The sequence below is a fragment of the Micromonospora trifolii genome (assembly GCF_050516465.1).
GTDB lineage: Bacteria > Actinomycetota > Actinomycetes > Mycobacteriales > Micromonosporaceae > Micromonospora > Micromonospora trifolii.
Window position 1 is genome coordinate 1984504 of sequence record NZ_CP191526.1, and the last position, 24394, is coordinate 2008897.

A 24394-nucleotide genomic window follows, 5' to 3' on the forward strand; every position below is an offset into this window, starting at 1 on the left:
GCAGGTCGCCCCGCATGCACGCGACGAAAGCTCCGGGCACGTCTCCCGTTGTCCGGCAGCTAGCGTGTCGCCATGGAGAGTGGTGGCACGTCGGTGCCGGTATCGGTCGACCTCACTGTCCGGCTACGGCCGGTTGCCGAGCCCGACCTGGCGATGTTGGGGCGGTTCTGCACCGAGCCGGGCCTGATCGGGCTGGACTGGGCCGGCTTCCGGGACGCCGGCGCGCCGGCACGGCGGTTCGCCGTCGACGGCTACCTCGGCGAGGACGACGGACGGCTCGTCGTGGAGGTCGAGAAGGAGCAGGCCGCCGCCGGCGTCGTCAGCTACACCGCTGGGCGTTACGCCGGACGGGCGTCGTACTGGGAGATCGGCATCGTCCTGCTGCCGCCGTGGCGGGGGAGGGGCATCGGCTGGCGCGCGCAGGCGTTGCTCTGCGACTACCTCTTTCAGCACAGCCCGGCCCAGCGCATCCAGGCCGGTACGCACCCGGAGAACGTCGCCGAGCAACGGGCGCTGGAGAAGGCCGGTTTCCAGCTTGAGGGTGTCGTGCGGGCCAGCGAGTTTCGGGCTGGCCGGTGGCGCGACGGCCACCTGTACAGCCGGTTGCGCGACGACCCGTCCCCCTGGGACCCGACGGCGCAGGTCTGAGCCCTAGCGCGGGCGGACTCCCGGCTCCACCGTCAGGGTCCCCGCTGTCGCGTCGATCGTGGCGCGCGAGCCCAGCGGAACGGTGAGCTGCCCGTTGCCGTGCCCCAGCCGTAGCCCGCCCAGGACCGGCACGCCGAGGTCGGACAGGCGGTCCCTCAGCACCGCCGCCGCGTCCCACTCGCCCGGCCCGCCGACGCTGTTGGTGATCTGACCGATGACCACCCCGGCAACCCTGGACAGCACGCCCACCCGGCGCAGTTCGGTGAGCATCCTGTCGATGCTGTACGGAGCCTCGTCCACGTCTTCGAAGAACAGGATCGCGCCGTCGAACTTGGGGACATCCCCCGCGCCGAGCGAGGTGGAGATCAGCGTCAGGCAGCCGCCCAGCAGAGGCCCCGCTGCGCGCCCCGGCACCACCACGGGCGCGGCTGCCTCGGCCGGATCCCTGACGATCGTGACGGGTGCGGTGGTCATCACCGCCTGACGCAATGCCTCGGCCGACTCGGGGCCGGTGCGACTGTCGCTCCAATTGACCATGAGGCCGTAGAAGGTGACCAGGCCGGTCTCCCGCCAGAGCCGGCCCTGGAGGCTGGTGATGTCGCTGAAGCCGACGACCACCCGAGGATCGCGGCGGAGTCCGGAAACGTCGATGCGATCGACGATCCGCTGGGTGCCGTAGCCACCACGTGCGGCGAAGACCGCACGGATTCCCGGGTCGTTGAGCGCGGCGTTCAGGTCGGCCAGCCGCTCTTCGTCGGTGCCGGCCAGGTAGCCGTATTTGGTGAAGACGTGCGTGCCCAACTCGACCTCCAGGCCCCAGCTGCGCAGGATCTCGATCCCGCGGGCCATGTTGGTGGGGTTGGGGGTGCCGCCGGGCGACACGACCCGGACCCGGTCGCCGGGTGCCAACACCGGCGCCCGCAACGGGCGCTTCGTGCCGCCCGGCGCGGCCTGCGCGGACGCGGCCTCCGCAGTGCCGACGAGCACCGCGCCACCGGCCGCCGCCGCTCCCATCCGCAGCATGTGCCGACGGGACAGGGGCACCCGCGTGGGTCCCTGGATCGTGGCTGGATCTGTTTCAGAAGTGGCCACCGGCGTCCCCTCATCGTGATCAGACGATGTGCGAGCTGCCACAGCCTACGACATTCATCAATGTCAGGCGGGGTCCACAAGGGACGCCGCTCGCTGCAACGCGCGGTGCCCCTGCACCAGCGGGCGGGCTTCCGGCACGGCCCGACCTGGCTCGGCTGGCAGGCCGAGTGACGTGACTGGCATGTTTTGTGAGGCCCCGCCCGCCGATGGCGGGAAGTCCGGATCCACGCGTGACCCCGTTTGTGGCCAGGGAGCCTGGGAACTCGCCCCGTTCGTCAGCAGGCAGGCCTGACGGCATGCCGACGAGACCGAAGGAGCGGGCATGGAGTACGAGCAGATGATCGCCACGGTACGACAGCGCGCGGGCCTCGGTGAGAACGAGGCCGTGCGGTCCATACAGGCCGTCCTCTCGGTGCTCGGCGAACGGCTCGCCGGACAGGAGGCCGACAACCTGGCGGCGCAGCTACCGGATCGGCTGGACGCGTCGGTCACCCGTAATCCGCAGGGCCGTCGGTGGGACATTGGTGAGTTCCTGAAGCACGTCGGCGACCGGGAGCAGGTCGCGGATGCGGACCAGGTGCGTCTACACGCCCAGGCGGTGTTGCGGACCGTCGCCGAGGCGCTCAACGACGACGAGCGTCACGACCTGCTCGCCCAGCTTCCCGGCGGCATCATCGATCTCTTCGGTGTTCCCACCCCGCGCGGCTGAGCGCCGCCCCCGCCGCAACCGGCGCAGAGCAGGTCAGCGTGGGGTCAGGTCTTGCGGACCGCGCTGGTGAAGCCGGCGATGAAGAGGGTGGCGAAGCTCCAGGCGAGCAGTTGCAGGATCCAGCCGGTGATGGTGAGGGTCTGACCGGCACCGGTGTCGGTCGGTTGGCAGCGATCCCGAGCACCGGTCTTGAGTAGTGGGGCGCCGAGGTCGAGGCCGACACCGATCTGGTCGATGCTCGTGCAGGCGGTGGCAGGTCCGCTGGCCACCGCCTTCTGCGCAAGGCCGCCGTGGTGGCCGCCGACGACGCTGAGCGCGACGGCGACCGCCAGTGTGGCGAGGAGCAGGAGCAGGGCGCGCCAGGGCTGGTAGCCGTAGCCGAGGGTGATCCCGATGAGGCGACCCCAGGCGCGTTCGGCGGAGCTCAGCCCGGCGCGCTGGAGCTGGTCACGGCGTTGGGCGATGAGGATGGTGCGGGCGTCGCGGTCATGGCCGGCGGCCCGGTAGACGGCGGCGAGCTGCTGGTAGGGCTGGGCGCTGTAACGGGGCGTGTCCTCGCGCAGCAGGGTCAGCCAGCGCCGCAGTGACGCCGGCCGCGGCTGCCCGCTGTAGGTGAGCCCCTCCACCTCGACAAGCGGTCCCGGGCCCGGTGCCGTACGGGACAGCCGATCGGTCTCGAGGCGGAGAGCCCCACCGACCCTGGTCCCGGCCAGCACCAGCACCACCACCTCGTCACCGCCGCTGGTGGCACTGAACCCGCCATCCAGGAGCACGTCCTGGTCGACCCGAAGGCCGTTCAGGTCGAGGGCGGGGCCGACCGTGTTCTCCAGTTGCGCCCCACCGCAGGCCAGAAGCCCACCGATGTGGGCGCCGGCCAGGCCGACGCCGCCCCACTCACTGGCGCTGCGGGCGGTGAAGCCACGATCCAGGGCCAGGTCCCGGTCGACGGTGAGGCCGTCGGCGTCGAGGACCGGTCCGGCGGTGTTCGTGAGCCGCGCACCGCCCGCGCTCAGCGACCCGATGTGCGCGCCGATGAACCGGATCGTGCCCTGCTCGCTGGCGCTGCTGGCGCTGAAGCCGTTCCAGAGCAGCACGTCCTGGTCGGCTCGAAGGTTGTCGGCGTTGAGAGCCGGGCCGACGGTGTTTTCTAGCCGTGCCCCACCGCAGTTGAGCTGGCCGCCGATGTGGGCACCGAGCAGCCGGATCGTGCCGCGCGCGCTGGGGCTGGTGGCGGTGAAGCCGTCATTCAGGAACACGCTCTGGTCGACGGTGAGGCCGTCGGCATCCAGGGCCGGTCCAGTGCTGTTCTCCCACCGCGCGCCGCGGCAGTCCAGTGTGCCGACGCGGGCGGCAGCGAGACGAATGGTGGCGGCGACGGTGTCAGCGCTCACCGTGCTCCATTCGAGCGAGAGCGCCCAGGCCGTACAGCGCGTGGCCTCCAGTGCCGCGTCCGCTGAACCGGGCGCCTGCTCGATGCGGCACCCGCTCAGGGCGACCGCCGACAGGCGGGCGTTGCGAAGGTTCACACCGTCGGGCAGCAGGCAGTCGCGCAACTCCAGCGCCAGGTCACTGATGACGTTCTCCAGGTCGATCTGGCCGACGATCCGGGCCCCGCGCAGCCGCAGGCCATGCGGGTCGGGCTCGCTGACCAGCCGGCCGCGCGCCAGCTCACGGATGACCGAGGCCGAGATCGCGTGGTCGTCGCCCCAGGAGCGCATCGCTTCTTCGTCGACCGGCCCGTCGCCGGCCAAGTCGAGCACCTCGCCGCGGGCGACGGACTCGATCAGTCGCTGCTCCACCGCGGTGTGCGTCGCGCCGTTCACATCCCGCACCCGCTGGGCGCCCGCTGACGTCATGGCACCCATCATCAACGACAGGCGCGCCGAGCGGTCGGCGCAGCGGGGCGGCTCGACCGAGAAACGTTCCTGCCGGCAGTGAACCGAGCGGACGCGCTTCGCACCACCGCGGGCCGCTGGGTCGGGACGCGGTCGGGGGTCCAGAGGGGCACCCGAGGGCTTAGGGGATCGGCCACTCGTGCACCGGCCGGTTGCTGTGCATCAGGTCGACGTAGTGCCGGACCACCTCGCGCAACGCCTCCGGCCGGTCCAGGTGGTCGGCCGACTCCAACCGGTGCAGCGTCTCCACCTGCCAGGTCGCGCCGTTGCGGCTGGTCAGGCAGCGCTGCTCGATGATGCCGAGCAACCGGTCACGCTCGGCCGGGTCGAGCCCCCACCGGTCCAGGCCGTGATGCGCCATCGGCAGCAACCGGCGCAACACCAACTCGGTGACGGGCAGGTAGCCGAGACCGGGCCAGAAGACCTGCGCGTCGATGCCGTGTCGGGCGCAGCTGGTGAAGTTCTCCTCGGCGGCGCTGAACGACATCTGCGACCACAGTGGCCGGTCCGATTCGGCGAGGGCGCGCACCAACCCGAAGTAGAAGGCGCCGTTGGCGATGGTGTCCAGCACGGTCGGACCGGCGGGCAGCACCCGATTTTCCACCCGCAGGTGCGGGCGGCCCCGCGATACGTCGTACACCGGGCGGTTCCACCGGTAGACGGTGCCGTTGTGCAGGCGCAACTCGGCCAGATTGGGCACCTCACCGGCGGCGAGTGCCTGCGCCGGATCCTCCGGATCGCAGACCGGCAGCAGCGCCGGGAAGTAGCGCACGTTCTCCTCGAACAGGTCGAACACGCTGGTGATCCAGCGTTCACCGAACCAGACCCGGGGGCGTACCCCCTGGGCTTTGATCTCTTCCGACCGGGTGTCGGTGGCCTGCTGGAACAGCGGAATGCGGGTCTCGCGCCACAGCTCCCGGCCGAAGAACAGCGGCGAGTTCGCGCCGACCGCGACCTGGATGCCGGCCACCGCCTGGGCGGCGTTCCAGTAGTCGGCGAACTGGGCCGGGCTGACCTGGAGGTGGAACTGGGTGCTGGTGCAGGCGGCCTCCGGGGTGATCGTGTCGGCGGTGACCGCCAAACGTTCCACCCCGCTGATGGCGATCGGCAGATCCTCACCGCGGGCCGCGAAGATCTGCTCGTTGAGCAGCTTGTAGCGGGGGTTGGCCGACAGCGTTTCGGCGGTCAGGTGCTCGGGGCGCAGCGTCGGCAGGATGCCGATCATGACCATGTGCGCGCCGATCGCCCGGGCCTTCACCTCGGCGGCGTTGAGGCTGGCCCGCACGTATTCCTCGAATTCGGCAGTGCCGGTGCCGGTCAGCCGGCGCGGCGGCACGTTGATCTCGATGTTGAACTGGCCCAGCTCGGTCTGGAAGCTCGGGTCGGCGATGGCCGCCAGCACGTCGGCGTTGCGCATCGCCGGATTCGACGCCTCGTCGACCAGGTTCAGCTCGATCTCCACGCCGGTCATCGGCCGGTCGAGGTCGAAGCGGGACTCGCGCAGCATCTCGGCGAAGACATCCAGGCAGCGGCGGACCTTGTCGCGGTACCGGGCTCGATCCTCTCGACTGAAGGTTCGTACGCCGACGTCCTCGCCCATGGTCACCACCCCGTCACCGCTGGTCCCCCTAACCTCGCACGTGATCGGCGGGCGGGGGAAGACCCGAGGACCCTTTCCTACCCAACTGCCCGCCCCGTTAGCCCAGCCGGAGCCGACCGATAGCATTGCGGTCCGAGAGGTGGTGGCGTGCGGATGCGCGAGAAGGTGACCCGGCTGTTCGTCGCGGCGGCGATCGCCGAGGCCTGCTCCTGGCTGGCCCTGCTGGTCGGCATGCTGGTCAAGTACGGTCCGCCGGACAACGAGCTGGGCGTCAAGATCTTCGGGCCGATCCACGGCGGCCTGTTCGTCGCGTACGTCCTGCTGGTGCTTGCCGTGGCCCGGCTGCACCGGTGGAGCCTGCTGGCCACGGCGGTGGCCCTGGCCAGCGCGGTGCCGCCGTTCGCCACCCTGGCCTTCGAGCGCTGGGCCCGCCGCCGGGGCATGCTCGGCGCCGACCGGCAACCGGCCCGCGAGCCCGTCCCGGTCAGCTGAGCCGCCGACCCGCCCGCGCACCCCACCCGCTGAGCTGAGCCGCCGAGCCGCCCGCCCGGCGGACCGATCAGGTCAGCGCGGAGCAGGCCGCGATGCCGGCCAGTAGCAGCGTGCCCAGGAACGCCTGCAACAGCAGTGGCGGCCCGAGATGCGACCAGAGCGTCGCCGTACGCGGGGTCAGCAACTGCCCGGTGGTGAGGTTGACGATCCGCTCGATCCGGGGCGGCAGCTCCGGGTCGCGTTGCGGGCGCAGGGTGAGCTGCACCTGATCGGCCGGGTGCAGGGCGCTCTGCGGCAGGTGACCGTGCAGCTCCACCTCGCAGAGCTGACCGGCGGTGTTGCGTAGCCGCACCGGGGTGACCAGGTATTCCGGGCCCTGCTTCAGCTCCTTCCAGCGACGGCGGGTGCTGCCGCCGCCGAACGAGAAGAGCGAGCGCAGCAGCAAAGCGGGCAACCGGGCGAAGGCCGCCGCGGCGAGCACCGCCACCAGCACCGGCTGACCGATGCGTACCTCACGGGTGTAGCCGTCGAGCAGGCGGATCAGCCGCCCGGTGACGATTCGTTCCGTCGGGTGCACGATCCGTCGGGTATCGAGTCCGCTGTCCATTCCCACCACCGAGAGTCCGCTTGTGTTCACAGATCGTATCGACGTCCTCGGTTGAACGACGTGAATGAAACCTGGTCACGGGCTCACGGCCGCGAGGTGACATCCCCGGCGACCCGGGTAAGCGGGGGGCCGAGCTGGAAAGGGGTCGAGCATGCAGCTGTCCTTCCTGCGCCCGCTCTACGACCGTCCCGGGCCGTGGTGCTCGGTGTATCTGGACGCCTCCGCGGACACGGAGGACGCCAAACCCGCGTTGGACCTGCGCTGGCGTGCCCTGGAACGCAGCCTGGCCGAACAGGGGGCGGACGAGGCGAACATCGCCGCGCTGGACCGGGTGGTCCGAGGTCACGATCCGATGGTCGGGGACTACGGCCTGGCGCTCTTCGCCAGTCACGGCCACGTGGTGCTCTCCGAATACCTGTCCGCGCCGCCACTGCGGGACCTGGCCAACGTCGGCCCGTTGCCGCACGTGATGCCGCTGCTCGCCCAGCGCGGCGAACAGGTGGCCTGGGTGCGCGTGGTCGCCGACCGGCTCGGCGCCGACGCGATGGCGGTCAGCGCCGGCGGGGTGCCCCGGCGAGCACACGTCGCCGGCCGGGACGAGTACCCGCTGCGGCGGGCGAAGCCCGGCGGCTGGTCCCAGTCGCGCTACCAGCGGGCGGCCATGGAGGCGTGGCACCAGAACGCCGGCGACGTCACCGCGGCGACCGTGCAGCTGGCCGACCGGGTCGGCGCGGACGTGGTGGTGGTCGCCGGTGACGTCCGGGCCACCGGAATGATCGCCGCCCAGATGCCGGAGCGCTGGCAGGACCTGGTGGTCCGTACCGACGCCGGGTCGCGGGCCGGCGGCGCCGACCAGACGATGCTGGACGACCTCACCGTGCAGACCATCGCGGAGATCGCCGACCAGCGGATCAGCGACGCGCTGGACAAGTTCGGCGTGCAGGAGGACGTGGGCGGCGGCCTCGACGCGGTCGTCTCGGCCCTGCAACGCAACCAGGTGGACATGATGATCATCGTCGACGACCCGTCGGCCAACGGTGAGTTGTGGATCGGCGCGGAACCCACCGAGATCGCCGTCGACCCGGGGCAGTTGGCCGCCATGTCGGTGGCCGACCCGCAGCGGGTACGCGCCGACGCGGCGCTGGTCCGAGCGCTCGTCGGCACCGACGCGGCACTGACCGTGCTCGGCGCCGACGAGGCGCCCGACCTCACCGACGGCGTCGGCGCGGTACTGCGCTACGTCGACCCCAGCACACCGGGGCGCGGCAATGGTTGACCGAACGGTTGCGGACGTCGTGGTGGAGCGGCTGCTGGCCTGGCGGGTACCCCGCGCCTTCGGGTACCCGGGCGAGGCGATCGCTCCACTGGTCGACGCGCTGGACCGCACCGGCGGCGAGCCGGCGTTCATCCCGGCCCGGCACGAGGAGACCGCCTCGTTCATGGCCACCGGGCACGCCAAGTTCACCGGCGGCATCGGGGTCTGCCTCGCCACCCAGGGGCCCAGCGCCGTCCAGCTGCTCAACGGCCTGTACGACGCCAAGCTGGACAGCAAGCCGGTGGTGGCCATCGTCGGGGAGGACATCTCCGGGCCGCTCGGCGGGGCGCACCAGGAGATCGGGCTGAGCCGGCTCTTCGGGGACGTGTGCAACCAGTTCGTCCGGTACGGCCGCAGCCCCGACGAGGTGGGGGCGCTGCTGGACCAGGCGTTCCGGACGGCGGCGGCGACCCGCAGCCCGACGTGCGTGGTGCTGCCCCGACAGTTGCAGGAGGCGCTGGTGCCCGACCTCCAGTCGTACGGCGCTGGGGTGATCACGGCGACGCCCGGCGAACCGCTGGCCCGGGTCCTGCCGCACGAGGTGGACCTGGACGCCGCCGCGCAGCTGCTCAGCGGCGGCCAGCGGACCGCGATCCTGGTGGGCCAGGGCGGTCGGGACGCGGCCGCCGAGATCATCGAGATCGCCGACCGGCTGGGCGCCGGGGTGGCCACCTCGCTGCTCGGCAAGCCGGTGCTCGACGAGCGGTTGCCGTTCCACACCGGGGTGCTCGGCGAGGTCGGCACCCCGGCGGCGGCCGAGCTGATGGGTGGTTGCGACACGCTGTTGATGGTCGGCACCAACGACCCGTGGACCGACTACTTCCCGATGCCCGAGCAGGCGCGCACGGTGCAGATCGACATCGACGGCCGGCGGATCGGCACCCGGTACCCGGCCGACGTGCCGCTGGTCGGTGATGCCGCCGAGACGCTGCGTGCGCTGCTGAGCCGACTGCGCGGCCGGCCCGAACAGCAGTGGCGCGCCACCGTGGAGAGCTCGGTGGACCGGTGGCGGGAGGTCGCCGCCGAGCGGGCCGCCGCCGCCGCGGACCCGGTCAACCCACAGTTCGTCCTTCAGGAGTTGTCCGCCCGGATGCCCGGCACCGGCGCGGTCGCCGTCGACGTCGGCTCGGTCCTCTACTGGTACGCCCGGCACCTGACCCTGCCGCCCGGGGTCAACGCGCAGTTGTGCGGCACACTCGGTTCGATGGGCTGCGCGCTGCCGTACGCGGTGGCGGCCAAGCTCGCCGCCCCCGACCAGCCGGTGGTCGCGCTGGTCGGTGACGGGGCGATGCAGCTCAACGGGCTCGCCGAACTGATCACCGTGTCGCACCTCTGGCAGCAGTGGCGCGACCCGCGACTGGTGGTGCTGGTGCTCAACAACCGGGACCAGAACGGCATGGGTGGCGGGCGACGACCGTCGTCCGACCCGACCCACCGTCGCCCCGACGTGCCGTACGCCGGGTGGGCCCGGCTGCTGGGGCTGCACGGGGTGCGGGTGGACCGCCCGGAGCTGGTCGGCGCGGCCTGGGACGAGGCCCTCGCCGCGGACCGCCCCTGCGTCCTGGAGGCGGTCGTCGACCCGGCGGTGTCGCTGGCGCCGCCGGAGCCCGCTTTCGCCGACCTGCGCGGCCTGTACGCCGAGGGCGCTCCGGCCCGGAAGGTCCGCGAGCAGGTGGAGGTCACCGCGAACGCCGACGATCTCGTTTAGCCACCCCGGACCAGGGCATCAGTAGCGGCCCGACGACGCTGGAGGTCCCATGTCCGAGCCCGCCGACCGCCGCTACGGTCCCGCGACCCTGCCGACGGCGCGGGGGCCGCTCTCCGCAGCGGTCGTCGAGGCTCTGCGGCGCCCACCTTGCGACCTGCCGGCCGATCTCGGCGTCGACCTCGACCCGGCGGACCCGATCACCGACGAGGACCTTCAGCTGACACTGTTCCTCTGCTACGAGCTGCACTACCGGGGTTGGCTCGGGGTGGACGAGTCGTGGGAGTGGCAGCCGACACTGCTGGCGCTGCGTGCCCGCTGCGAACGGGTCTTCGAGGCGGCGCTGCGCCGGCTGGTCGGCGCGCCGTCGGTGCCCGCCGCCGGGGTGGCGGCCGGCCTGGCCGAGCTGGTCGCGGCCGACGACGGGCCGTCGCTGGCCGCGACGCTGCAACGCCGCGCCGACCTCGTTCAGTTCCGCGAGTTCGTCGCCCACCGCTCCGTCTACCACCTGCGGGAGGCGGACCCGCACAGCTGGGCGCTGCCCCGCCTCGGTGGCCCGGCCAAGGCCGCGCTCGTGGAGATCCAGACCGACGAGTACGGCAACGGGCGGCTGGACCGGATGCACGCCGAGCTGTTCCGGGGCACCCTCGACCGGTTGGGCCTGGACACCGGCTACGGCGCCCACATCGACGTGGCGCCGGCGGTGACGTTGGCGACCAACAACCTGATGTCGCTGTTCGGGCTGCACCGACGGCTGCGCGGCGCGCTGCTCGGGCACCTGGCCGCGTTCGAGATGACCTCGTCGCTGCCGAACCGTCGCTACGGCAACGGGCTGCGCCGGCTCGGCTTCGACGAGGTGGCCACCCGTTTCTACGACGAGCACGTCGAGGCCGACGCGGTGCACGAGCAGATCGCCGCGCACGACATGTGCGGCGGCCTGGTCCGCGTCGAGCCGGCCCTCGCCCCCGACGTGCTCTTCGGCGCGGCGGCCGGGCTCGCGGTGGACCGGCTGTTCGCCGCGCACCTGCTGGACAGCTGGGGCGCCGGCCGCAGCTCGCTGCGCGCACCCGCCCCGCCGGCCCTGCCGCCGAAGGTCTCGCTTGTCGCGTCGCCCGAAGTGGCCCCGCCCGCGCTCGTCTGATCCGAGGGGCTCGGCACATTCGGAAAGCGTGACGTGGCGACGTGGGGTCAGCCGTCGCGGGTGGTACCCGCGCGGAAGTTGATCGCCTTGTGGGTGCCGTCGCAGAACGGCTTGAGCGCCGACTTGCCGCACCGGCACAACGCCACAGTGCCCCGCCGCGCGTCGATGCGCTCGCCGTCAGGGGTGACCAACGCGAAGTCGCCGCGGACGAGCAGCGGTCCGTCCTCGTACGGGGTGATCGTGGCGGCGGCTGGCTCACTGGTGTCGTCGGTGCGCATGGCCCCGGAAGTGCCCGTCCTGGCCCTGGCGAAACCCGAGCCGCCGAACGCCGGTGATGACCGGGGCACCCCGCTGACCAGCGGAATGTGCCGCCGGGTGGGTGATGCCCCGTTTGAACCCCATCGGGACGGGAAGCCGGGCCGCGTGGTGAGCGAACGAGGCAAGGTGGGGCCGGTGCACAAGGTGCACAAGGGGCTCACGGCCGATGGCGCCGGTCTCGCCGGCGACCGGGTCGTGGCCGCGGGCAGCTCCGCCCGGGTGCTGGTCGCCGCCACCGCCCGGGCACTGCGCGGGGTCGACTGCGCGGACCTCGGGCACACCGGGCCGACGTCGCGGTTCCCCGGCGCCCCCGAGCCGGTACGCCGTGCCGCCGTCACCCGCGCCGCCGGCCGGGTCGCGCTCACCGTGGCCCAGATCGACGAGGTGGACGCCGCCCGGGTGGCCCGCTGGTTCGTCGACCAGTACCCCCGCCGGCGCTACCCCGGAGTGCTGATCGGCTCTCCGCACGGCGCGGCAGCGCACCTCGCGGTGGCCCTCGGCGTGCCGTGGCTGCCGGCGGGCTTCGAGATGACCGTGCACTGGTCCGACGGCGGGGTGGACCGCCCGGCGGACGCCGCGGAGCACGGCGCGGCACTCGCCACCCGGTTGCTCGCCGGCAACGCCGACCTGCACCTGCGCCAGGTGCACTGCCCGGCCAGCCGTGGCGCGCTGACCGGGGCGACCGTGGCGCTGACCGCCGCGTGGAGGGCCCTACCGGCCGCGTACGCGCAGTTCCTGGCCGACCGGCTGGTGCCGGGTGCCCCCGTGCTGCTGGTCCGCGACGCGCGCACCTGGCCGGTGCTGGAGCGCGGACCGGGGCACAGCTTCCAGGTCGGCTGTCCGGGCAGCGGGCTGGACCCGGTGGACTTCCACCCGGACAGCCACGCGTTGCGGCAGGTGCTGCGCTCCGTCGGCGGCGACGCGACCCGGTGGGAGCCGCCGGAGGTGTCCGTACCGTCGGCGTACGCCGAGCACGGCGTCGACTCGGGTTTCGAGTTGGCCGCGCGGGACTGGTCCACCCGCCACCAGCACCCGCTGCACCGGGTGTTGGTGCCCCGGCCGGCGGCCCTGAGCGCGGGCGTGGCCGACCTGTACCGGCGGTGGCTGCGGCGGGCCGGCAAGACCGGCGACCGGTTGGTGGTGGAGTGCGGTCGACTGCTCGACCCGTGGCAGGTGGTGCGGGCGGGGCTGGTGCCGTACTGGTGTGAGAACGCCACCCGCCGCAGCGTCGACGAGGCCGAGTGGTGGCTCGCCGGCAGCGAGGCGTTCAGCTCGGTGGACGTGTTGCCCGAGCCGCCCGGGGTGCGCTCGCCCGCGCTGGCCGGGCTGCCGCAGTGGCTGGCCGTCGCCGCGTTCGGCCGGCGGCGTCGGGCGCTGGACCGCACCACCGCCCGGGGCTACCCGGTCACCTCGGTGCCCACCCGCCGGGCCACCGAGGTGCTGCGTGCCCAGCCGTACGACCTGCCCACGCCGCCCCCGCTGGGGGTCGCCGAGGCACTGGCCGTGCTCCGCGACAGCGGCGGCCACCAGGGGTTGCTGGTCTCCTGAGACGAGCACGCCGAAACATCCTCGCGAACCCGGGGTCCCGTGATTGAGTACCTACGGAGCGGGAACATCGCTGGCTGCGACGGCCTGATTGCGCTGCGTAGAGGCGGTGTCGCCCGCTGGCATCCCAGTCACTGACCCACTTTCCGGCCCGGTGCGTGGCTCGACCACGCGCACGACCGGTTTCCCGATCCGGGCGGGGGACCTTCCTGAGGGAGGCGCGGATGTTCGGACAGACGAGCACGACCACGACCACACCACCACCCACCGATCGCGGTCTGGAGGATCTCGACGCGGCGGCGATGGCGTACGCGGCCCGGATCGCCGGGCTGCCACCGGAGCGGCGGGGGGAGGCCCGGGACGACCTGGTGCGCTTCGCGCTGCCGTTCGCCGGCCGGCTGGCCCGCCGCTACCGGGGGCGGGGGGAGCCGCTGGAGGACCTGGAGCAGGTGGCCCGGTTGGGGCTGGTCAACGCCGTCGACCGCTATGACCCGGAACGGGGCTCGTTCACCGCGTACGCCGCGATCACCATCGTGGGCGAGATCAAACGGCACTTCCGGGACCGTACCTGGGGCGTGCACGTGCCCCGCCGGCTGCGGGACCTGATCCTCGAGGTGGGGCAGGCCACCGCCGCGCTCACCAGCGAGCTGTCCCGGGCCCCGTCGGTGGCCGAGCTGTCGGCCCGACTGGAGACCCCGGAGGAGGAGATCCTCGCCGCCCTGGAGTCGGCGGCCGGCTACAGCCCGGCCTCGCTGAACGCGCCGGTGGGTGGGGAGAGCTCCGCCGAGTTCGGAGACCTGGTCGGCGAGTCCGACAACGCGTTGGAGTCGGTCGACGACCGGGTGACGGTGAGCGGTCTGCTGCACCGACTGCCCTGGCGTGAGCGTCGGATCCTCGCGATGCGCTTCTACGGCAACCAGACCCAGGCGGAGATCGCCGCCCGGTTCGGCATCTCGCAGATGCACGTGTCCCGGCTGCTGTCGCGGGCGCTCACCTGGCTGCGCCAGGCGATGCTCGCCGACGCGCCGCCGCCGTGGCAGAACGGCGCCGCCGAACCCGACCCGGGCAAGACCCGGATCTCGGTCAAGCAGAACGGCGACTCGGTGGTGGTCGAGGTCGGCGGCGAGATCGACCGCGACGGCGCGGACCAGCTGCGCCGGGCCATGCTGGAGGCGGTCACCGGCCAGCCCAGCGAGGTCGTCGTCGACCTGGTCGGCGCGGGTGGCTTCGACGCCGGCGGGATCGCCGCGCTGATGGCCGGCCGGGACGCGGCGGAGCGGACCGGGGTGCCGCTGCGGCTGACCCGGGTCCAGCCCGCGGTGCGCCGTTCGCTCACCGCCGCCGGCCTGGCGCCGGCTCGGGACTGACCGCACACGGACGAACGAAGGGCCGACACCCGCCGGGTGTCGGCCCTTCTGCGCGTACCCCTGGTCAGTGCTCTTCGGGGTTGCCGTCGCTGTGCGGGTGCCGCCAGCGCTCGTGCGGCTTCGGCGCGTCCTCGGCGTCCTTCGGCGGGTCGCTCTGCTCGAAGCTCGGCCGGCGGACGCCCTCGGGCTCCGGCACGTCCACGGGCCGGGCGCCGGAGCGCGGCGCCGGCTGGTAGTCGACCGCGTCGCGGGCGCCGTGCGCGCCCTCGGCGGACGGCGACTCCGGGACGTGGTGCTCCGTCCGCAGCTCCTCGGCGAACTGCTGCGGCGGCTTGGTGGTGCGCTGCGGCAGGTCGCGGCCCAGGTCGGCGACGAGCGGGCCGTACTTCAGGTCGAAGGCGGGGCGCTCGGAGCGGATCCGGGGCATCCGGTCGAAGTTGCGCAGCGGCGGCGGGCAGCTGGTGGCCCATTCGAGGGAGTTGCCGAAGCCCCACGGGTCGTCCACCGTCACCACCGCCCCGTACCGCCAGGACTTCCAGGCGTTGTAGATGAAGAAGAGGGTGGACAGGCCGAGGATGAACGCGAAGATGCTGGAGATCGTGTTCAGGGTGGTGAAACCGTCGGTGGGCAGGTAGTCGGCGTACCGGCGGGGCATGCCCTCGCTGCCCAGCCAGTGGTGCACCAGGAAGGTGCCGTGGAAGCCGATGAACATGGTCCAGAAGTGCGCCTTGCCGAGCCGCTCGTCGAGCAGTCGCCCGGTCATCTTCGGCCACCAGAAGTAGTAGCCGCCGAAGAGTGCGAAGACCACGGTGCCGAACACCACGTAGTGGAAGTGCGCCACCACGAAGTAGCTGTCGTGGGTGTGCCAGTCGACCGGCGGGCTGGCCAGCAGGACGCCGGTGAGGCCGCCGAGCAGGAACGTGACCAGGAAGCCGATGGCGAAGAGCATCGGCGTCTCGAAGGTGAGCTGGCCCTTCCACATGGTGCCGATCCAGTTGAAGAACTTCACACCGGTGGGCACCGCGATCAGGTAGCTCAGGATGCTGAAGAACGGCAGCAGCACCTGGCCGGTGGCGAACATGTGGTGCGCCCAGACCGTCATGGACAGCACGGTGATGGCGATGGTGGCCAGCACGATCCCGGTGTAGCCGAAGAGCGGCTTGCGGGAGAAGACCGGAATGATCTCGGTGATGATGCCGAAGAACGGCAACGCGATGATGTAGACCTCGGGGTGGCCGAAGAACCAGAACAGGTGCTGCCAGAGCATCGGCCCACCGGTGGCCGCGTCGTACACGTGCGCGTTGAGCAACCGGTCGGCGGAGAGCGCCAGCAGCGCGGCGGCCAGCAGCGGGAAGACGAGGATCACCAGCACGCTGGTGAACAGCATGTTCCAGGTGAAGATCGGCATCCGGAACATGGTCATGCCGGGCGCGCGCAGGGTGAGGATCGTGGTGATCAGGTTGACCGCGCCGAGGATGGTGCCGAGCCCGGAGACGACCAGCCCGAGCACCCACATGTTCGCGCCCACGCCGGGGCTGTTCTCGACGCTGCTGAGTGGGACGTACGCGGTCCAGCCGAAGTCTGCCGAGCCGCCCGGGGCGAGGAACCCGCCGACCACCATGAGGCCGCCGAAGAGGTACAGCCAGTAGGCGAGCGCGTTGAGGCGGGGGAACGACACGTCCGGTGCGCCGATCTGGATCGGCACGATGTAGTTGGCGAACCCGAACGCCGCGGGCGTGGCGAACAGCAGCAGCATCACCGCGCCGTGCGAGGTGAAGAGCTGGTTGTACTGCTCCGAGGAGAGGAACTGCATCCCCGGGCGGGCCAGCTCGGCCCGGATCAGCATCGCCTCCAGACCGGCCAGCAGGAAGAACCCGAACGAGGTCAGCAGATACAGCAGGCCGATCTGCTTGTGGTCGGTCGTGGCGAGAAACTTGATCAGGGAGTTGCCGGGGACCGGCGCTCGTACCGCTCCCGGGAAACCCCCGAAACGGGCCGGTGCCAGGATCGCCGGGCCCCGATCGCGACCGGGTTCCGTGGTTACCCGCTTGGGCATGGCTGCTCACCCCGTCGTGACGGCAGAAAGGACGGGCGTGCCTACCCGACCCTCGCACCATGTAACCAGGCCAGAGCGGTAATTTCGGTCAGAACGCTGGTACCGGGAGTAAGCGCCTCGAACGCTCAGGTTGCCGGCAGCATCGCCCAGACGGCCTTGCCCTGCCCGGCCGGGACGCTGCCCCACCGCTGGGTCAGCTCCCTGACCAGCATCAACCCTCGCCCGCCCTCGGCGTGCAGGTCCGTCCCGCCCGCCCGGGCCTGGGCGCTGCTGCCGTCCACCACCGCCAGGTGCAGATACGGCCGGCGCAGGGTCACCGTCACCTGCATCGGCGTGCCGGCGTGGCGCACCACGTTGCCGACCAGCTCGCTGAGCACCAACGCGGCCGGGCCGGACGCATCGGGCAGGTTCCACCGCGCGCACGCGTCGGTGACCAGCTCCCGGGCCCGCCGGCAGGCCTCGGCCACCGGCTCAAGCCGGGCCCGCATCCGCAACGGGGAGGTCGTGCCGGCCAGCCGGGTCGCCTCCGCGCAGTCCGCGGAGACCGGGAGCACCCGGCACGTGGTCGACTCGGCCAGCCACCGTGCGGCGATCGGCGACGGGGAGCAGAGCAGTACCGGCACGGCCGGCCACTCCTCGGCCCGGCGGGCGGTCGCGGCGAACACGGACAGCGCCAACCGGTCCTCGACGTTCACCTCGGCCATGTCGACCACCAGCGCCTCCGGCTGGTCGACCAGCGCCTCGGTCAGCGCGTGGTGCACCGAACGCATCGTGCCCAGGTGCAGCGGGCCGGCGAGCCGAACGACCGCCACCGGTGCCGTGGTGCGCACCTCGCAGGTGATCCGGCTCGACATCGGCGCCTCAATTCGCTGCTGGGTCGGGATCTGCCAACTACCCGAGGCCGTTCCCGATCAAACCGGACCGACGCCGGGGCGAGGCAGGTCACGTCCCGCAACCCCAGGTCAGGGACCGACCCGGCCGGTCAGGCAGGGGATCGGCGGTCAGGGACCGGCCCGCCCGGTCAGGCCGGGTCGGCGGTCAGCGACGGGGCCGGCCGGTCAGGACGCCCAGCGCGATCATGCCGACGCCCAGCCCCAGGTGCAGCCAGCCGTCGGCGTCGTTGACCGGCAGCACGTTCGCCCCGGTGTCGTGGTCCACCGCCAGCCCGTAGAGCCAGAGCACCAGGTAGACCGCGCCGCCGCCGATCAGGAACGCCCGAGCGCCGGTCACCGTCCGGGCCAACACCAGACCCACCACCCCGTACGCCAGGTGCACCAGGTTGTGCAGCACCGACACCTGGAAGACGCCGAACAGGTACGCGCCCGAGTCGTGGCCGGCGAAGCGCAGCGCGTCCATGCCACTGGTGATCCCCGGCACGAAGCCGAGCACGCCGACCAGCAGGAACAACACCCCCGCCGTGGCCGCCGCGCGACGGACCGGCGGTTTGCCGTCGGCCGGGTTGGGTCGGGCCCGGGAGTGCGCCATCGGTCCGACCATTCCCGGCTCCTCGTCGCGCGGCGGGCATGAGCGCTGCCGGCTACCCGCTGACGCGACCGGCAAACCGGCCGGCCCCGCCGTCGGTCAGGCCGGCAGCAACCTCGGCGCGCTCGCCGACTGCCGGACCCGCTCGTACAGCTCGACGTAACGCTGCGCCATCACCGCGGGCGTGAAGCGCTGCGCGGCCACCCGCCGGCACTCGTCGGGGTCGAGCAACTCGGCGGCGAGGACGAGGTCGTCCAGCTCCTCCTCGTCGGTGGTGAGCAGCCCGGTGCGGCCGTGCTCGATCAGCTCCGGCAGGCAACCCCGGGCGGTGGCCACCACCGGCGTACCCAGGGCGAGCGACTCGACGACCGCCGTGCCGCCCGGCTCCTCCCACCGCAGTGGGAACAGCGACGCGCGGGCGCTGGCGAGCAGGTCGTCGCGCTCCTGGCCGGCCACGGTGCCGACCCAGCGGACCAGGTCACCGTCGACGTGCGGTGCCACCTCGTCGAGGAAGAACCGCACGTCCGGGTTCTGTCGGGCCTCGTCGCCGGCCGCGGCCAGGTCGGCCGGCCGATGGTACGGGCCGACGGGGCCGGCCAGCACCAGCGGAATACCGACCCGGTGCGCGAGCCGGGCACCCACGTCCTGGCCCTTGCCCGGGTTGATCCGGCCCAGGATGAGCAGGTGCTCGCCCTTGTCCGGTCGGGGCCGCCGGTCGGCGTCGACGGCGAGCGGCGTGGACAGGTGCACGTGCCCCACCGAGTGCTCCCGCAGCGCCAGCGGGGCGCGGGCCAGCTGCGACGCGGAGACGCCGTTGACCCGGACCCGGTCGCCGCCGTCCAGGCTGCCGTAGAGAGCCGGGTGCTTGGCCAGGTCCCAGTGCAGGGTGTGCAGGGTCGGCGGTCCGGCCGGCCCCATCGCGGCGAGGGTCGCCAGACCGACCGCCTCGACGTGATCGTGCACCAGGTCGATGTCGTCGCGGGAGTGCAGCTCCCGGACCACCCCGGCCAGGTGCGCCTGGGCGATCCCGCAGACCTGGTTGTACGGCCGCTGCAAGGCGGCGAACTGCCCGTCGGCGAAGACCGAGATCTGCTCGTCCACGGGCAGGGTGCTGCTGCCCACCGAGGCGAGTACCACCCGTACGCCGAGTCGCCGCAGCTCCGGCACCAGCGTGGCGATGACGTTCTCGATGCCGCCGTAGCCGGGCGGTGGCACCGACAGCCACGGGCCGGCGTTCATCAGCACGGTGAGGTTCCTCGCGCTCACGCGGCGGCCACCCGGCGGCGGGGCACCCGGTGGCGCAGTTCGGCCAACGGCGGGCGCTCCTCGATGGACACGTCGCTGACCACGATCTCGCGGTCCAGGTTCGGCAGGGTGTCCGAGCCGCCACGACGGAACTGGGTCAGCAACGCCTCCGGTGAAAACCCGGGGGTCGCCCAGCCGCGCCGTTGCAGCCGGGACCAGGCGGTCAACATGATCTGCGCGGACATCCGGCCCAGGGCGGCGGTGTCCTGGTGGCGGTGCTTGCGCTCACCGAGGTCGACCTGCGCCAGTGCGTCCAGGCCGACCAGGTCGAGCAGGTCGATCATCATGGCCGTCTCCACCCCGTACCCGGAGACGAACGGCACCTGGGCCAGCACGTCCCGGCGACCTGCGTACTCGCCAGCAAGCGGCTGCACGAAGCCGGCCAGCTCCGGCCAGAAGAGGTTGAGCAACGGACGGGCCATCAACTCGGTCACCCGGCCCCCGCCGTCCTGCTCCACGCTGGCGGTGCCCACCAGGGGCCGGTGGTAGAAGCCCTTCACGAAGTCGACCGACGGGTCGGTCAACAGCGGGCCGAGCAGACCGCTCACGAAGTGCGGCCGGAACTCCCGCAGGTCGGCGTCGATGAACGCCACCACGTCCCCCTCGGCGGCGGCCAGCCCGGCCCAGAGCGCGTCGCCCTTGCCGGTGAGCCGGGGCAACCCCCGGGTCATCGCGTCCTGACTGACCACCTCCGCGCCGGCGGCGCGGGCCACCTGCGCGGTCCGGTCCGTCGAGCGGGAATCCACCACGATCAGCTCGTCGACCAGGGCCACCCGATCCATCAGGTGCTCCCGGATGGTCGACACGATCGCGCCGACGGTGGCCTCCTCGTTGCGCGCCGGCAGCACCACGCTGACCCGGGTCTCACCCTTGGCACGCAACAGTCGACGCACCGGCCAGTCGCCCGCCGACGTCGTCCGGTACGTGGCCCACGCCTCCACCACTGGTGAAACGCTCGATGTCGTATCCCGCACGGGCACCCCTCCGTTCGTGCGTGAAAAAACCGAAATTGGTTGTTCCCATTCCTCACCACGCGCTAACCGCTTTCTCGGCAACAGCTTGATCACAACGGTGACATCTCCGCGTTCCCTGGGGATGAACGTTTGATTGCGCACACCCCGGGGGACTGGTCCCATCGCTCATGAAAGGTCTTCAAAGGGGTGCCGAATGCGGGAATGCAGGGTGGGTCTGATCGGAGCCGGGGGAGTGGCACAACGTCACGCCCGGGTGCTGGCCGGCTTTGACGACGTCGAACTGGTCGGGGTCACCGACGTCGCGCCGGAGGCGGCGTCCGCGCTGGCCGGGCAGTACGGCGGGCAGGCCTGCGCCGACGTCGCCGAGCTGCTGGCCAGCGATCTGGACGCCGTGTACGTCTGCGTGCCACCGTTCGCGCACGGTCCCGCCGAGGAAGCGGTGATCGAGGCCGGGGTGCCGATGTTCGTGGAGAAGCCCGTCGCGGTCGACCTGAGCACCGCCGAGCGGATCGCCGACCTGGTCGCGCGGCGTGGGCTGCGCACCGCCGTCGGCCACCACTGGCGCTACCTGAGCGTGCTCGACCAGGCCCGCGACCTGCTCGCCGACCGTCCGGTGCGGATGGTCAGCGGCGCCTGGCTGGACAAGGTGCCCCCGGTGGCGTGGTGGTCGCGGCGGGACCGCTCCGGCGGGCCGGTGGTCGAGCAGGCCGCCCACGTGCTCGACCTGATCCGTGTGCTGGCCGGCGAGGTGACCGAGGTCACCGCGTACGGCAACGGCACCCCACCGCCGGTCGACGGCGCCGACATCGACTCGGTGACCACCGCCGCGCTGCGCTTCGCCGACGGCGCGGTCGGCACGCTCAGCGCCGCCTGCGTCCTCGGCTGGAAGCACCGCGCCGGCCTGGAGATCCTCGCCGACGGGCTTGCCCTCGCGATCACCGAGGACGGGCTGTCGATCCGCGACGCCGACGGCGAACGACACGTCCCCGCCGACCCGGAAGCCGCCCGGGTGGCGGTGGACCGCGCCTTCGTCGACGCCGTCCGCGGCATCGGCGACGACGTGCGCGTCCCGTACGCCGAGGCCCTCGCGACCCAGCGCCTGGCCCTCGCGGTGGCCGACTCGGCCCGTACCGGCACCACCGTGCGGCTCGCCACCGCGACCGCGCCGACGGTGCTCGCCACCGGGGTGACCGTCGATGCGTGACAAGGTCGTGGTGGTCACCGGCCCCGGCCGGGTCGACCTCGTCGAGCAGGACGCCGCCCCGCTGCGCCCCGGCACGTTCCGGGTCGAGACGCTGTTCAGCGGTGTCTCCGCCGGCACCGAGCTGAGCTACGTCAAGGGCACGAACCCCTACCTGAACGTCACCTGGAACGCCGACCTGGGGCTGTTCCAGCCGGGCGCGGCCAGCACGCCCTACCCGGTCACCCGACTCGGCTACATGCAGGTCGGCCGGGTGGTGGAGAGCGAGACCCCGGCCATCGAGGTGGGCACGGTCGGCGCGATGACGTACGGGCACCGCACCGGCTGGCTGGCCGACCCGGTCGCCGAACGGTTCGTGGCGCTGCCCGACGACCTGGACCCGCTGCTCGGCGTCTACGTCGCGCACATGGGCCCGATCTGCGCCAACGGTCTGCTGCACGCCGCCGCCGACCTGCACGGCTCCGACGTCCGGGCGCTCGGCGACGGGGTACGCGGCCGACGGGTCGCCGTCGTCGGCGCCGGTGTCGTGGCGCTGCTGACGGCATTGTTCGCCCGGCGCAACGGCGCCGCGTCGGTGGTGGTGCTCGACCCCACCCCGCAACGCCGCCAGGTCGCCGAGGCGCTCGGTCTGGAAACCCTCGACCCCGACGCGGACGACCCGGCGGTGGTGCTCAAGACCCGCTGGGCGCACACCGCCGGCGACCGGGGCGCCGACGTGGTGTTCCAGTGCCGGGGGCAGGCGTGGGCGCTGCACCTCGCCCTGCGGCTGCTGCGGCCCCAGGGCACCGTGATCGACCTCGCCTTCTACCAGGGCGGCGCGGACGCGGTCCGCCTCGGTGAGGAGTTCCACCACAACGGCCTGTCGCTGCGCTGCGCCCAGATCGGCCGGGTGCCGCGTGGGCTCGCGCCCACCTGGGACCGCGAACGGCTCTCCGCCGAGACCGTGGACCTGCTCAGGACGTACGGCGACGCGATCCGTAAGCACCTCGTCTCGGCGGTGGTGCCGTTCGACGAGGCGCCCGCCCTCCTCACCGACCTGGCCGACCGTCGCCGCCAGGAGCTTCAGGTGGTGCTCGCCGCCTGACCCGCCTTCGCCGCGTGCCGGGGCCGGCTACCGTTCGCGACATGAGCACCGTGCAGGACCGGCCGGTTCCCGGCGACACCTCGACCGACCGGCCGGTCGGCGGCAGCCCTGCGGGCCGGTCGGTCGGCCTGGCCGCGTTGCTGCCGTACCTGCGGGAGCACCGCGGCACCCTGGTCGTGGTGGGCGCGCTGTCGCTGATCGGCTCGGCGGCGTCGCTGGCGCAGCCGCTGCTCACCCGGTCGGTGCTCGAGCGGATCGGCGCCGAGCAGGGCGTGTCCCGGCTGGTGGCGGTGCTGGTGGCCCTCGTGGTGCTCGGCGCGGCGATCGGCGGGCTGCGCGACTACCTGCTGCAACGCACCGCCGAGGGAGTGGTGCTGGGCACCCGGCGCCGGCTCGCCGGTCACCTGCTGCGGCTGCCCATCGCCGAGTACGACCGCCGACGCACCGGGGACCTGCTCTCCCGGGTCGGCTCGGACACCACGCTGCTGCGGGCGGTCGTCACCTCCGGGCTCTTCGAGACGGTCACCGGGGCGGTGACGGTGGTCGGCGCCGGCACGGCCATGGTGCTGCTCGACCCGCTGCTGTTCGGCGTCACCCTGCTCGGGGTGGCGCTGGGGCTGGTCTTCGCCGCCACCTTCGCTCGCCGGGTCCGGGCGCTGGCCCGGGTCGCCCAGGAGCGGATCGGCGAGATGACCTCGGCGGTGGAGCGGGCCATCTCGGCGGCCCGGACAATCCGGGCCAGCCGCGCCGAGACCCGCGAGACGGAGGCCGTCACCGGCAGCGCGCGGGGGGCGTACGCGGCGGGGCTGCGGGTGGCCCGGGTGCAGGCGTTGGTCGGCCCGATCGGCTCGGTCACCGTGCAGGGCGCGTTCCTGCTGGTGCTCGGCATCGGTGGGGCGCGGGTCGCCGCCGGGGCGATCTCCGTCGGCGACCTGGTCGCGTTCGTCATGTACCTGTTCCTGCTGGCGTTGCCGCTGGGCCAGGTGCTGCGGGCGTACACCCAGTTGCAGTCCGGCCTGGGCGCCCTCCAACGGATCGAGGAGATCCTCGCCGTGCCCGCGGAGGGCGCGGACGACCGCCCGGCGCCCGCCGCCGCGACTCCGCGCCGCCCGAACCCGATGATCGAGTTCGACCGGGTGGGCTTCGGCTACCCGGGCGGCGAGCCGGTGCTGCACGAGGTCAGCTTCGCGGTCCCCGCCGGCACCCGGACCGCCCTGGTCGGTCCCTCCGGCGCCGGCAAGTCCACCCTGCTGGCCCTGGTCGAGCGCTTCTACGAGGTGAGCGCCGGCGCGGTCCGACTCGACGGCACCGACGTACGGGACCTGCCCCGCGACGCGCTGCGGGCCCGGCTCGGCTACGTGGAGCAGGAGGCCCCCGTGCTGGCCGGCACGCTGCGGGAGAACCTGCTGATCACCACCCCGGACGCCACCGACGACCGGCTGCGCGACGTCCTCGACGAGGTCAACCTGGGCCACCTGGCGCAGCGCACCCCGCTGGGCCTCGACGTGCAGGTGGGGGAGGGTGGGGTGCTGCTCTCCGGGGGTGAGCGGCAGCGGCTGGCCATCGCCCGCGCGCTGCTCGCCGGCCCGCCGGTGCTGCTGCTCGACGAGCCGACCAGCAACCTCGACTCCCGCAACGAGGTCGCGCTGCGCCGCGCCATCGACGCCGTGGCCGTCCGCCGGACCCTGTTGATCGTGGCGCACCGGCTCGCCACAGTGGTCGACGCCGACCAGATCGTCGTCCTCGACGGCGGCCGGGTGGTGGCCGTGGGCACCCACGCCGAACTGACCGCCACCGACCCGCTGTACCGGGAACTCGCCAGCCACCAGCTGCTGGTCGGCTGACTGCGCCCCAGGAA

The 24394-nt window shown here is 72.7% G+C and carries 21 protein-coding genes; 11 read left to right on the forward strand and 10 right to left on the reverse strand.

Features of this window, described 5'->3' with window-relative positions; all coding sequences use genetic code 11:
* The first annotated feature begins 72 nt into the window (after nt 1-72).
* Complete coding sequence (locus ACQRWP_RS09135) at nt 73-648, forward strand: GNAT family N-acetyltransferase (RefSeq protein ID WP_430501709.1); 576 nt, start codon at nt 73-75, stop codon at nt 646-648.
* Nucleotides 649-651: 3 nt separating this feature from the next.
* Here ACQRWP_RS09135 and ACQRWP_RS09140 read toward each other — a convergent pair whose 3' ends face one another.
* Nucleotides 652-1692: a S66 peptidase family protein gene (locus ACQRWP_RS09140; RefSeq protein ID WP_430501710.1), complete on the reverse strand. Its 1041-nt coding sequence runs from the start codon at nt 1690-1692 to the stop codon at nt 652-654.
* A 370-nt stretch (nt 1693-2062) separates the two neighbouring features.
* Here ACQRWP_RS09140 and ACQRWP_RS09145 point away from each other — a divergent pair, with 370 nt between their 5' ends.
* Nucleotides 2063-2449, forward strand: coding sequence for a DUF2267 domain-containing protein (locus ACQRWP_RS09145; protein ID WP_430501712.1), 387 nt, complete (start codon nt 2063-2065; stop codon nt 2447-2449).
* Between the two features lie 44 nt (nt 2450-2493).
* On the opposite strand, the gene ACQRWP_RS09150 is transcribed toward ACQRWP_RS09145, so the two are convergent.
* Together ACQRWP_RS09150 and ACQRWP_RS09155 are read right to left on the reverse strand one after the other, a co-directional pair.
* Nucleotides 2494-4305, reverse strand: a complete 1812-nt coding sequence (locus ACQRWP_RS09150) for a hypothetical protein (protein WP_430501713.1) — start codon at nt 4303-4305, stop codon at nt 2494-2496.
* 160 nt (nt 4306-4465) lie between these two features.
* Nucleotides 4466-5944 (reverse strand): glutamate--cysteine ligase, encoded by a 1479-nt coding sequence (locus ACQRWP_RS09155; RefSeq protein ID WP_430501715.1) that lies wholly within the window; start codon nt 5942-5944, stop codon nt 4466-4468.
* 153 nt (nt 5945-6097) lie between these two features.
* On the opposite strand from ACQRWP_RS09155, the gene ACQRWP_RS09160 reads away from it, so the two are divergent.
* Nucleotides 6098-6436, forward strand: a complete 339-nt coding sequence (locus tag ACQRWP_RS09160; protein WP_430503161.1) for a DUF3817 domain-containing protein — start codon at nt 6098-6100, stop codon at nt 6434-6436.
* A gap of 67 nt (nt 6437-6503) precedes the next feature.
* Here the strand turns inward: ACQRWP_RS09160 and ACQRWP_RS09165 are convergent, their stop codons facing one another.
* Entirely contained in the window at nt 6504-7052 is a 549-nt protein-coding gene (locus ACQRWP_RS09165) for a hypothetical protein (RefSeq protein WP_430503162.1), read from the reverse strand.
* 142 nt (nt 7053-7194) lie between these two features.
* On the opposite strand from ACQRWP_RS09165, the gene ACQRWP_RS09170 reads away from it, so the two are divergent.
* Genes ACQRWP_RS09170 through ACQRWP_RS09180 form a run of 3 tightly spaced genes read left to right on the forward strand, consistent with a single transcriptional unit; the run spans nt 7195 to nt 11204 of the window.
* The gene (locus ACQRWP_RS09170) at nt 7195-8319 is read left to right on the forward strand and encodes a Vms1/Ankzf1 family peptidyl-tRNA hydrolase (RefSeq protein WP_354946292.1); all 1125 of its coding nucleotides are present in this window, start codon (nt 7195-7197) and stop codon (nt 8317-8319) included.
* Nucleotides 8312-10066, forward strand: coding sequence for a thiamine pyrophosphate-binding protein (locus ACQRWP_RS09175; protein WP_430501717.1), 1755 nt, complete (start codon nt 8312-8314; stop codon nt 10064-10066). Before ACQRWP_RS09170 ends, ACQRWP_RS09175 begins: the two co-directional genes overlap by 8 nt.
* A gap of 49 nt (nt 10067-10115) precedes the next feature.
* Nucleotides 10116-11204, forward strand: a complete 1089-nt coding sequence (locus tag ACQRWP_RS09180) for an iron-containing redox enzyme family protein (protein ID WP_430501719.1) — start codon at nt 10116-10118, stop codon at nt 11202-11204.
* A gap of 47 nt (nt 11205-11251) precedes the next feature.
* On the opposite strand, the gene ACQRWP_RS09185 is transcribed toward ACQRWP_RS09180, so the two are convergent.
* The gene (locus ACQRWP_RS09185) at nt 11252-11482 is read right to left on the reverse strand and encodes a CDGSH iron-sulfur domain-containing protein (protein ID WP_430501721.1); all 231 of its coding nucleotides are present in this window, start codon (nt 11480-11482) and stop codon (nt 11252-11254) included.
* A gap of 145 nt (nt 11483-11627) precedes the next feature.
* On the opposite strand from ACQRWP_RS09185, the gene ACQRWP_RS09190 reads away from it, so the two are divergent.
* Entirely contained in the window at nt 11628-13070 is a 1443-nt protein-coding gene (locus ACQRWP_RS09190; RefSeq protein WP_430501722.1) for a hypothetical protein, read from the forward strand.
* A gap of 221 nt (nt 13071-13291) precedes the next feature.
* On the forward strand, nt 13292-14434 hold the full coding sequence (locus ACQRWP_RS09195; RefSeq protein WP_279516281.1) for a SigB/SigF/SigG family RNA polymerase sigma factor: 1143 nt from the start codon (nt 13292-13294) through the stop codon (nt 14432-14434).
* A gap of 64 nt (nt 14435-14498) precedes the next feature.
* On the opposite strand, the gene ctaD is transcribed toward ACQRWP_RS09195, so the two are convergent.
* From ctaD to ACQRWP_RS09220, 5 genes are all read right to left on the reverse strand, one after another.
* Complete coding sequence (gene ctaD / locus ACQRWP_RS09200) at nt 14499-16490, reverse strand: aa3-type cytochrome oxidase subunit I (protein WP_430501724.1); 1992 nt, start codon at nt 16488-16490, stop codon at nt 14499-14501.
* Nucleotides 16491-16615: 125 nt separating this feature from the next.
* Nucleotides 16616-17344 (reverse strand): ATP-binding protein, encoded by a 729-nt coding sequence (locus ACQRWP_RS09205; RefSeq protein WP_430501726.1) that lies wholly within the window; start codon nt 17342-17344, stop codon nt 16616-16618.
* A gap of 184 nt (nt 17345-17528) precedes the next feature.
* The gene (locus ACQRWP_RS09210) at nt 17529-17987 is read right to left on the reverse strand and encodes a DUF4383 domain-containing protein (protein WP_430501728.1); all 459 of its coding nucleotides are present in this window, start codon (nt 17985-17987) and stop codon (nt 17529-17531) included.
* A gap of 84 nt (nt 17988-18071) precedes the next feature.
* Nucleotides 18072-19211, reverse strand: coding sequence for a glycosyltransferase (locus tag ACQRWP_RS09215; protein WP_430503163.1), 1140 nt, complete (start codon nt 19209-19211; stop codon nt 18072-18074).
* Between the two features lie 23 nt (nt 19212-19234).
* A complete protein-coding gene (locus ACQRWP_RS09220) occupies nt 19235-20218 on the reverse strand; it encodes a glucosyl-3-phosphoglycerate synthase (RefSeq protein WP_430503164.1) in 984 nt (327 codons plus the stop codon).
* Between the two features lie 226 nt (nt 20219-20444).
* Here ACQRWP_RS09220 and ACQRWP_RS09225 point away from each other — a divergent pair, with 226 nt between their 5' ends.
* Genes ACQRWP_RS09225 through ACQRWP_RS09235 form a run of 3 tightly spaced genes read left to right on the forward strand, consistent with a single transcriptional unit; the run spans nt 20445 to nt 24380 of the window.
* Complete coding sequence (locus ACQRWP_RS09225) at nt 20445-21455, forward strand: Gfo/Idh/MocA family protein (RefSeq protein WP_430501729.1); 1011 nt, start codon at nt 20445-20447, stop codon at nt 21453-21455.
* Nucleotides 21448-22536, forward strand: coding sequence for a zinc-dependent alcohol dehydrogenase (locus ACQRWP_RS09230; protein ID WP_430501730.1), 1089 nt, complete (start codon nt 21448-21450; stop codon nt 22534-22536). The genes ACQRWP_RS09225 and ACQRWP_RS09230 overlap by 8 nt, the downstream gene beginning before the upstream one ends.
* A gap of 41 nt (nt 22537-22577) precedes the next feature.
* The gene (locus ACQRWP_RS09235) at nt 22578-24380 is read left to right on the forward strand and encodes an ABC transporter ATP-binding protein (protein WP_430501731.1); all 1803 of its coding nucleotides are present in this window, start codon (nt 22578-22580) and stop codon (nt 24378-24380) included.
* Nucleotides 24381-24394 lie beyond the last annotated feature (14 nt).

What these genes read in the sequence shown, in the direction of transcription:
- ACQRWP_RS09195 (WP_279516281.1), top strand. Translation starts at nt 13,292, where the DNA reads ATGTTCGGACAGACGAGCACGACCACGACCACACCACCACCCACCGAT.
- ACQRWP_RS09155 (WP_430501715.1), bottom strand. Translation starts at nt 5,944, where the DNA reads ATGGGCGAGGACGTCGGCGTACGAACCTTCAGTCGAGAGGATCGAGCC.
- ACQRWP_RS09225 (WP_430501729.1), top strand. Translation starts at nt 20,445, where the DNA reads ATGCGGGAATGCAGGGTGGGTCTGATCGGAGCCGGGGGAGTGGCACAA.
- ACQRWP_RS09145 (WP_430501712.1), top strand. Translation starts at nt 2,063, where the DNA reads ATGGAGTACGAGCAGATGATCGCCACGGTACGACAGCGCGCGGGCCTC.
- ACQRWP_RS09210 (WP_430501728.1), bottom strand. Translation starts at nt 17,987, where the DNA reads ATGGTCGGACCGATGGCGCACTCCCGGGCCCGACCCAACCCGGCCGAC.
- ACQRWP_RS09230 (WP_430501730.1), top strand. Translation starts at nt 21,448, where the DNA reads ATGCGTGACAAGGTCGTGGTGGTCACCGGCCCCGGCCGGGTCGACCTC.
- ACQRWP_RS09215 (WP_430503163.1), bottom strand. Translation starts at nt 19,211, where the DNA reads ATGAACGCCGGCCCGTGGCTGTCGGTGCCACCGCCCGGCTACGGCGGC.
- ACQRWP_RS09160 (WP_430503161.1), top strand. Translation starts at nt 6,098, where the DNA reads ATGCGCGAGAAGGTGACCCGGCTGTTCGTCGCGGCGGCGATCGCCGAG.
- ACQRWP_RS09135 (WP_430501709.1), top strand. Translation starts at nt 73, where the DNA reads ATGGAGAGTGGTGGCACGTCGGTGCCGGTATCGGTCGACCTCACTGTC.
- ACQRWP_RS09205 (WP_430501726.1), bottom strand. Translation starts at nt 17,344, where the DNA reads ATGTCGAGCCGGATCACCTGCGAGGTGCGCACCACGGCACCGGTGGCG.
- ACQRWP_RS09150 (WP_430501713.1), bottom strand. Translation starts at nt 4,305, where the DNA reads ATGACGTCAGCGGGCGCCCAGCGGGTGCGGGATGTGAACGGCGCGACG.
- ACQRWP_RS09175 (WP_430501717.1), top strand. Translation starts at nt 8,312, where the DNA reads ATGGTTGACCGAACGGTTGCGGACGTCGTGGTGGAGCGGCTGCTGGCC.
- ACQRWP_RS09180 (WP_430501719.1), top strand. Translation starts at nt 10,116, where the DNA reads ATGTCCGAGCCCGCCGACCGCCGCTACGGTCCCGCGACCCTGCCGACG.
- ctaD (WP_430501724.1), bottom strand. Translation starts at nt 16,490, where the DNA reads ATGCCCAAGCGGGTAACCACGGAACCCGGTCGCGATCGGGGCCCGGCG.
- ACQRWP_RS09235 (WP_430501731.1), top strand. Translation starts at nt 22,578, where the DNA reads ATGAGCACCGTGCAGGACCGGCCGGTTCCCGGCGACACCTCGACCGAC.
- ACQRWP_RS09185 (WP_430501721.1), bottom strand. Translation starts at nt 11,482, where the DNA reads ATGCGCACCGACGACACCAGTGAGCCAGCCGCCGCCACGATCACCCCG.
- ACQRWP_RS09170 (WP_354946292.1), top strand. Translation starts at nt 7,195, where the DNA reads ATGCAGCTGTCCTTCCTGCGCCCGCTCTACGACCGTCCCGGGCCGTGG.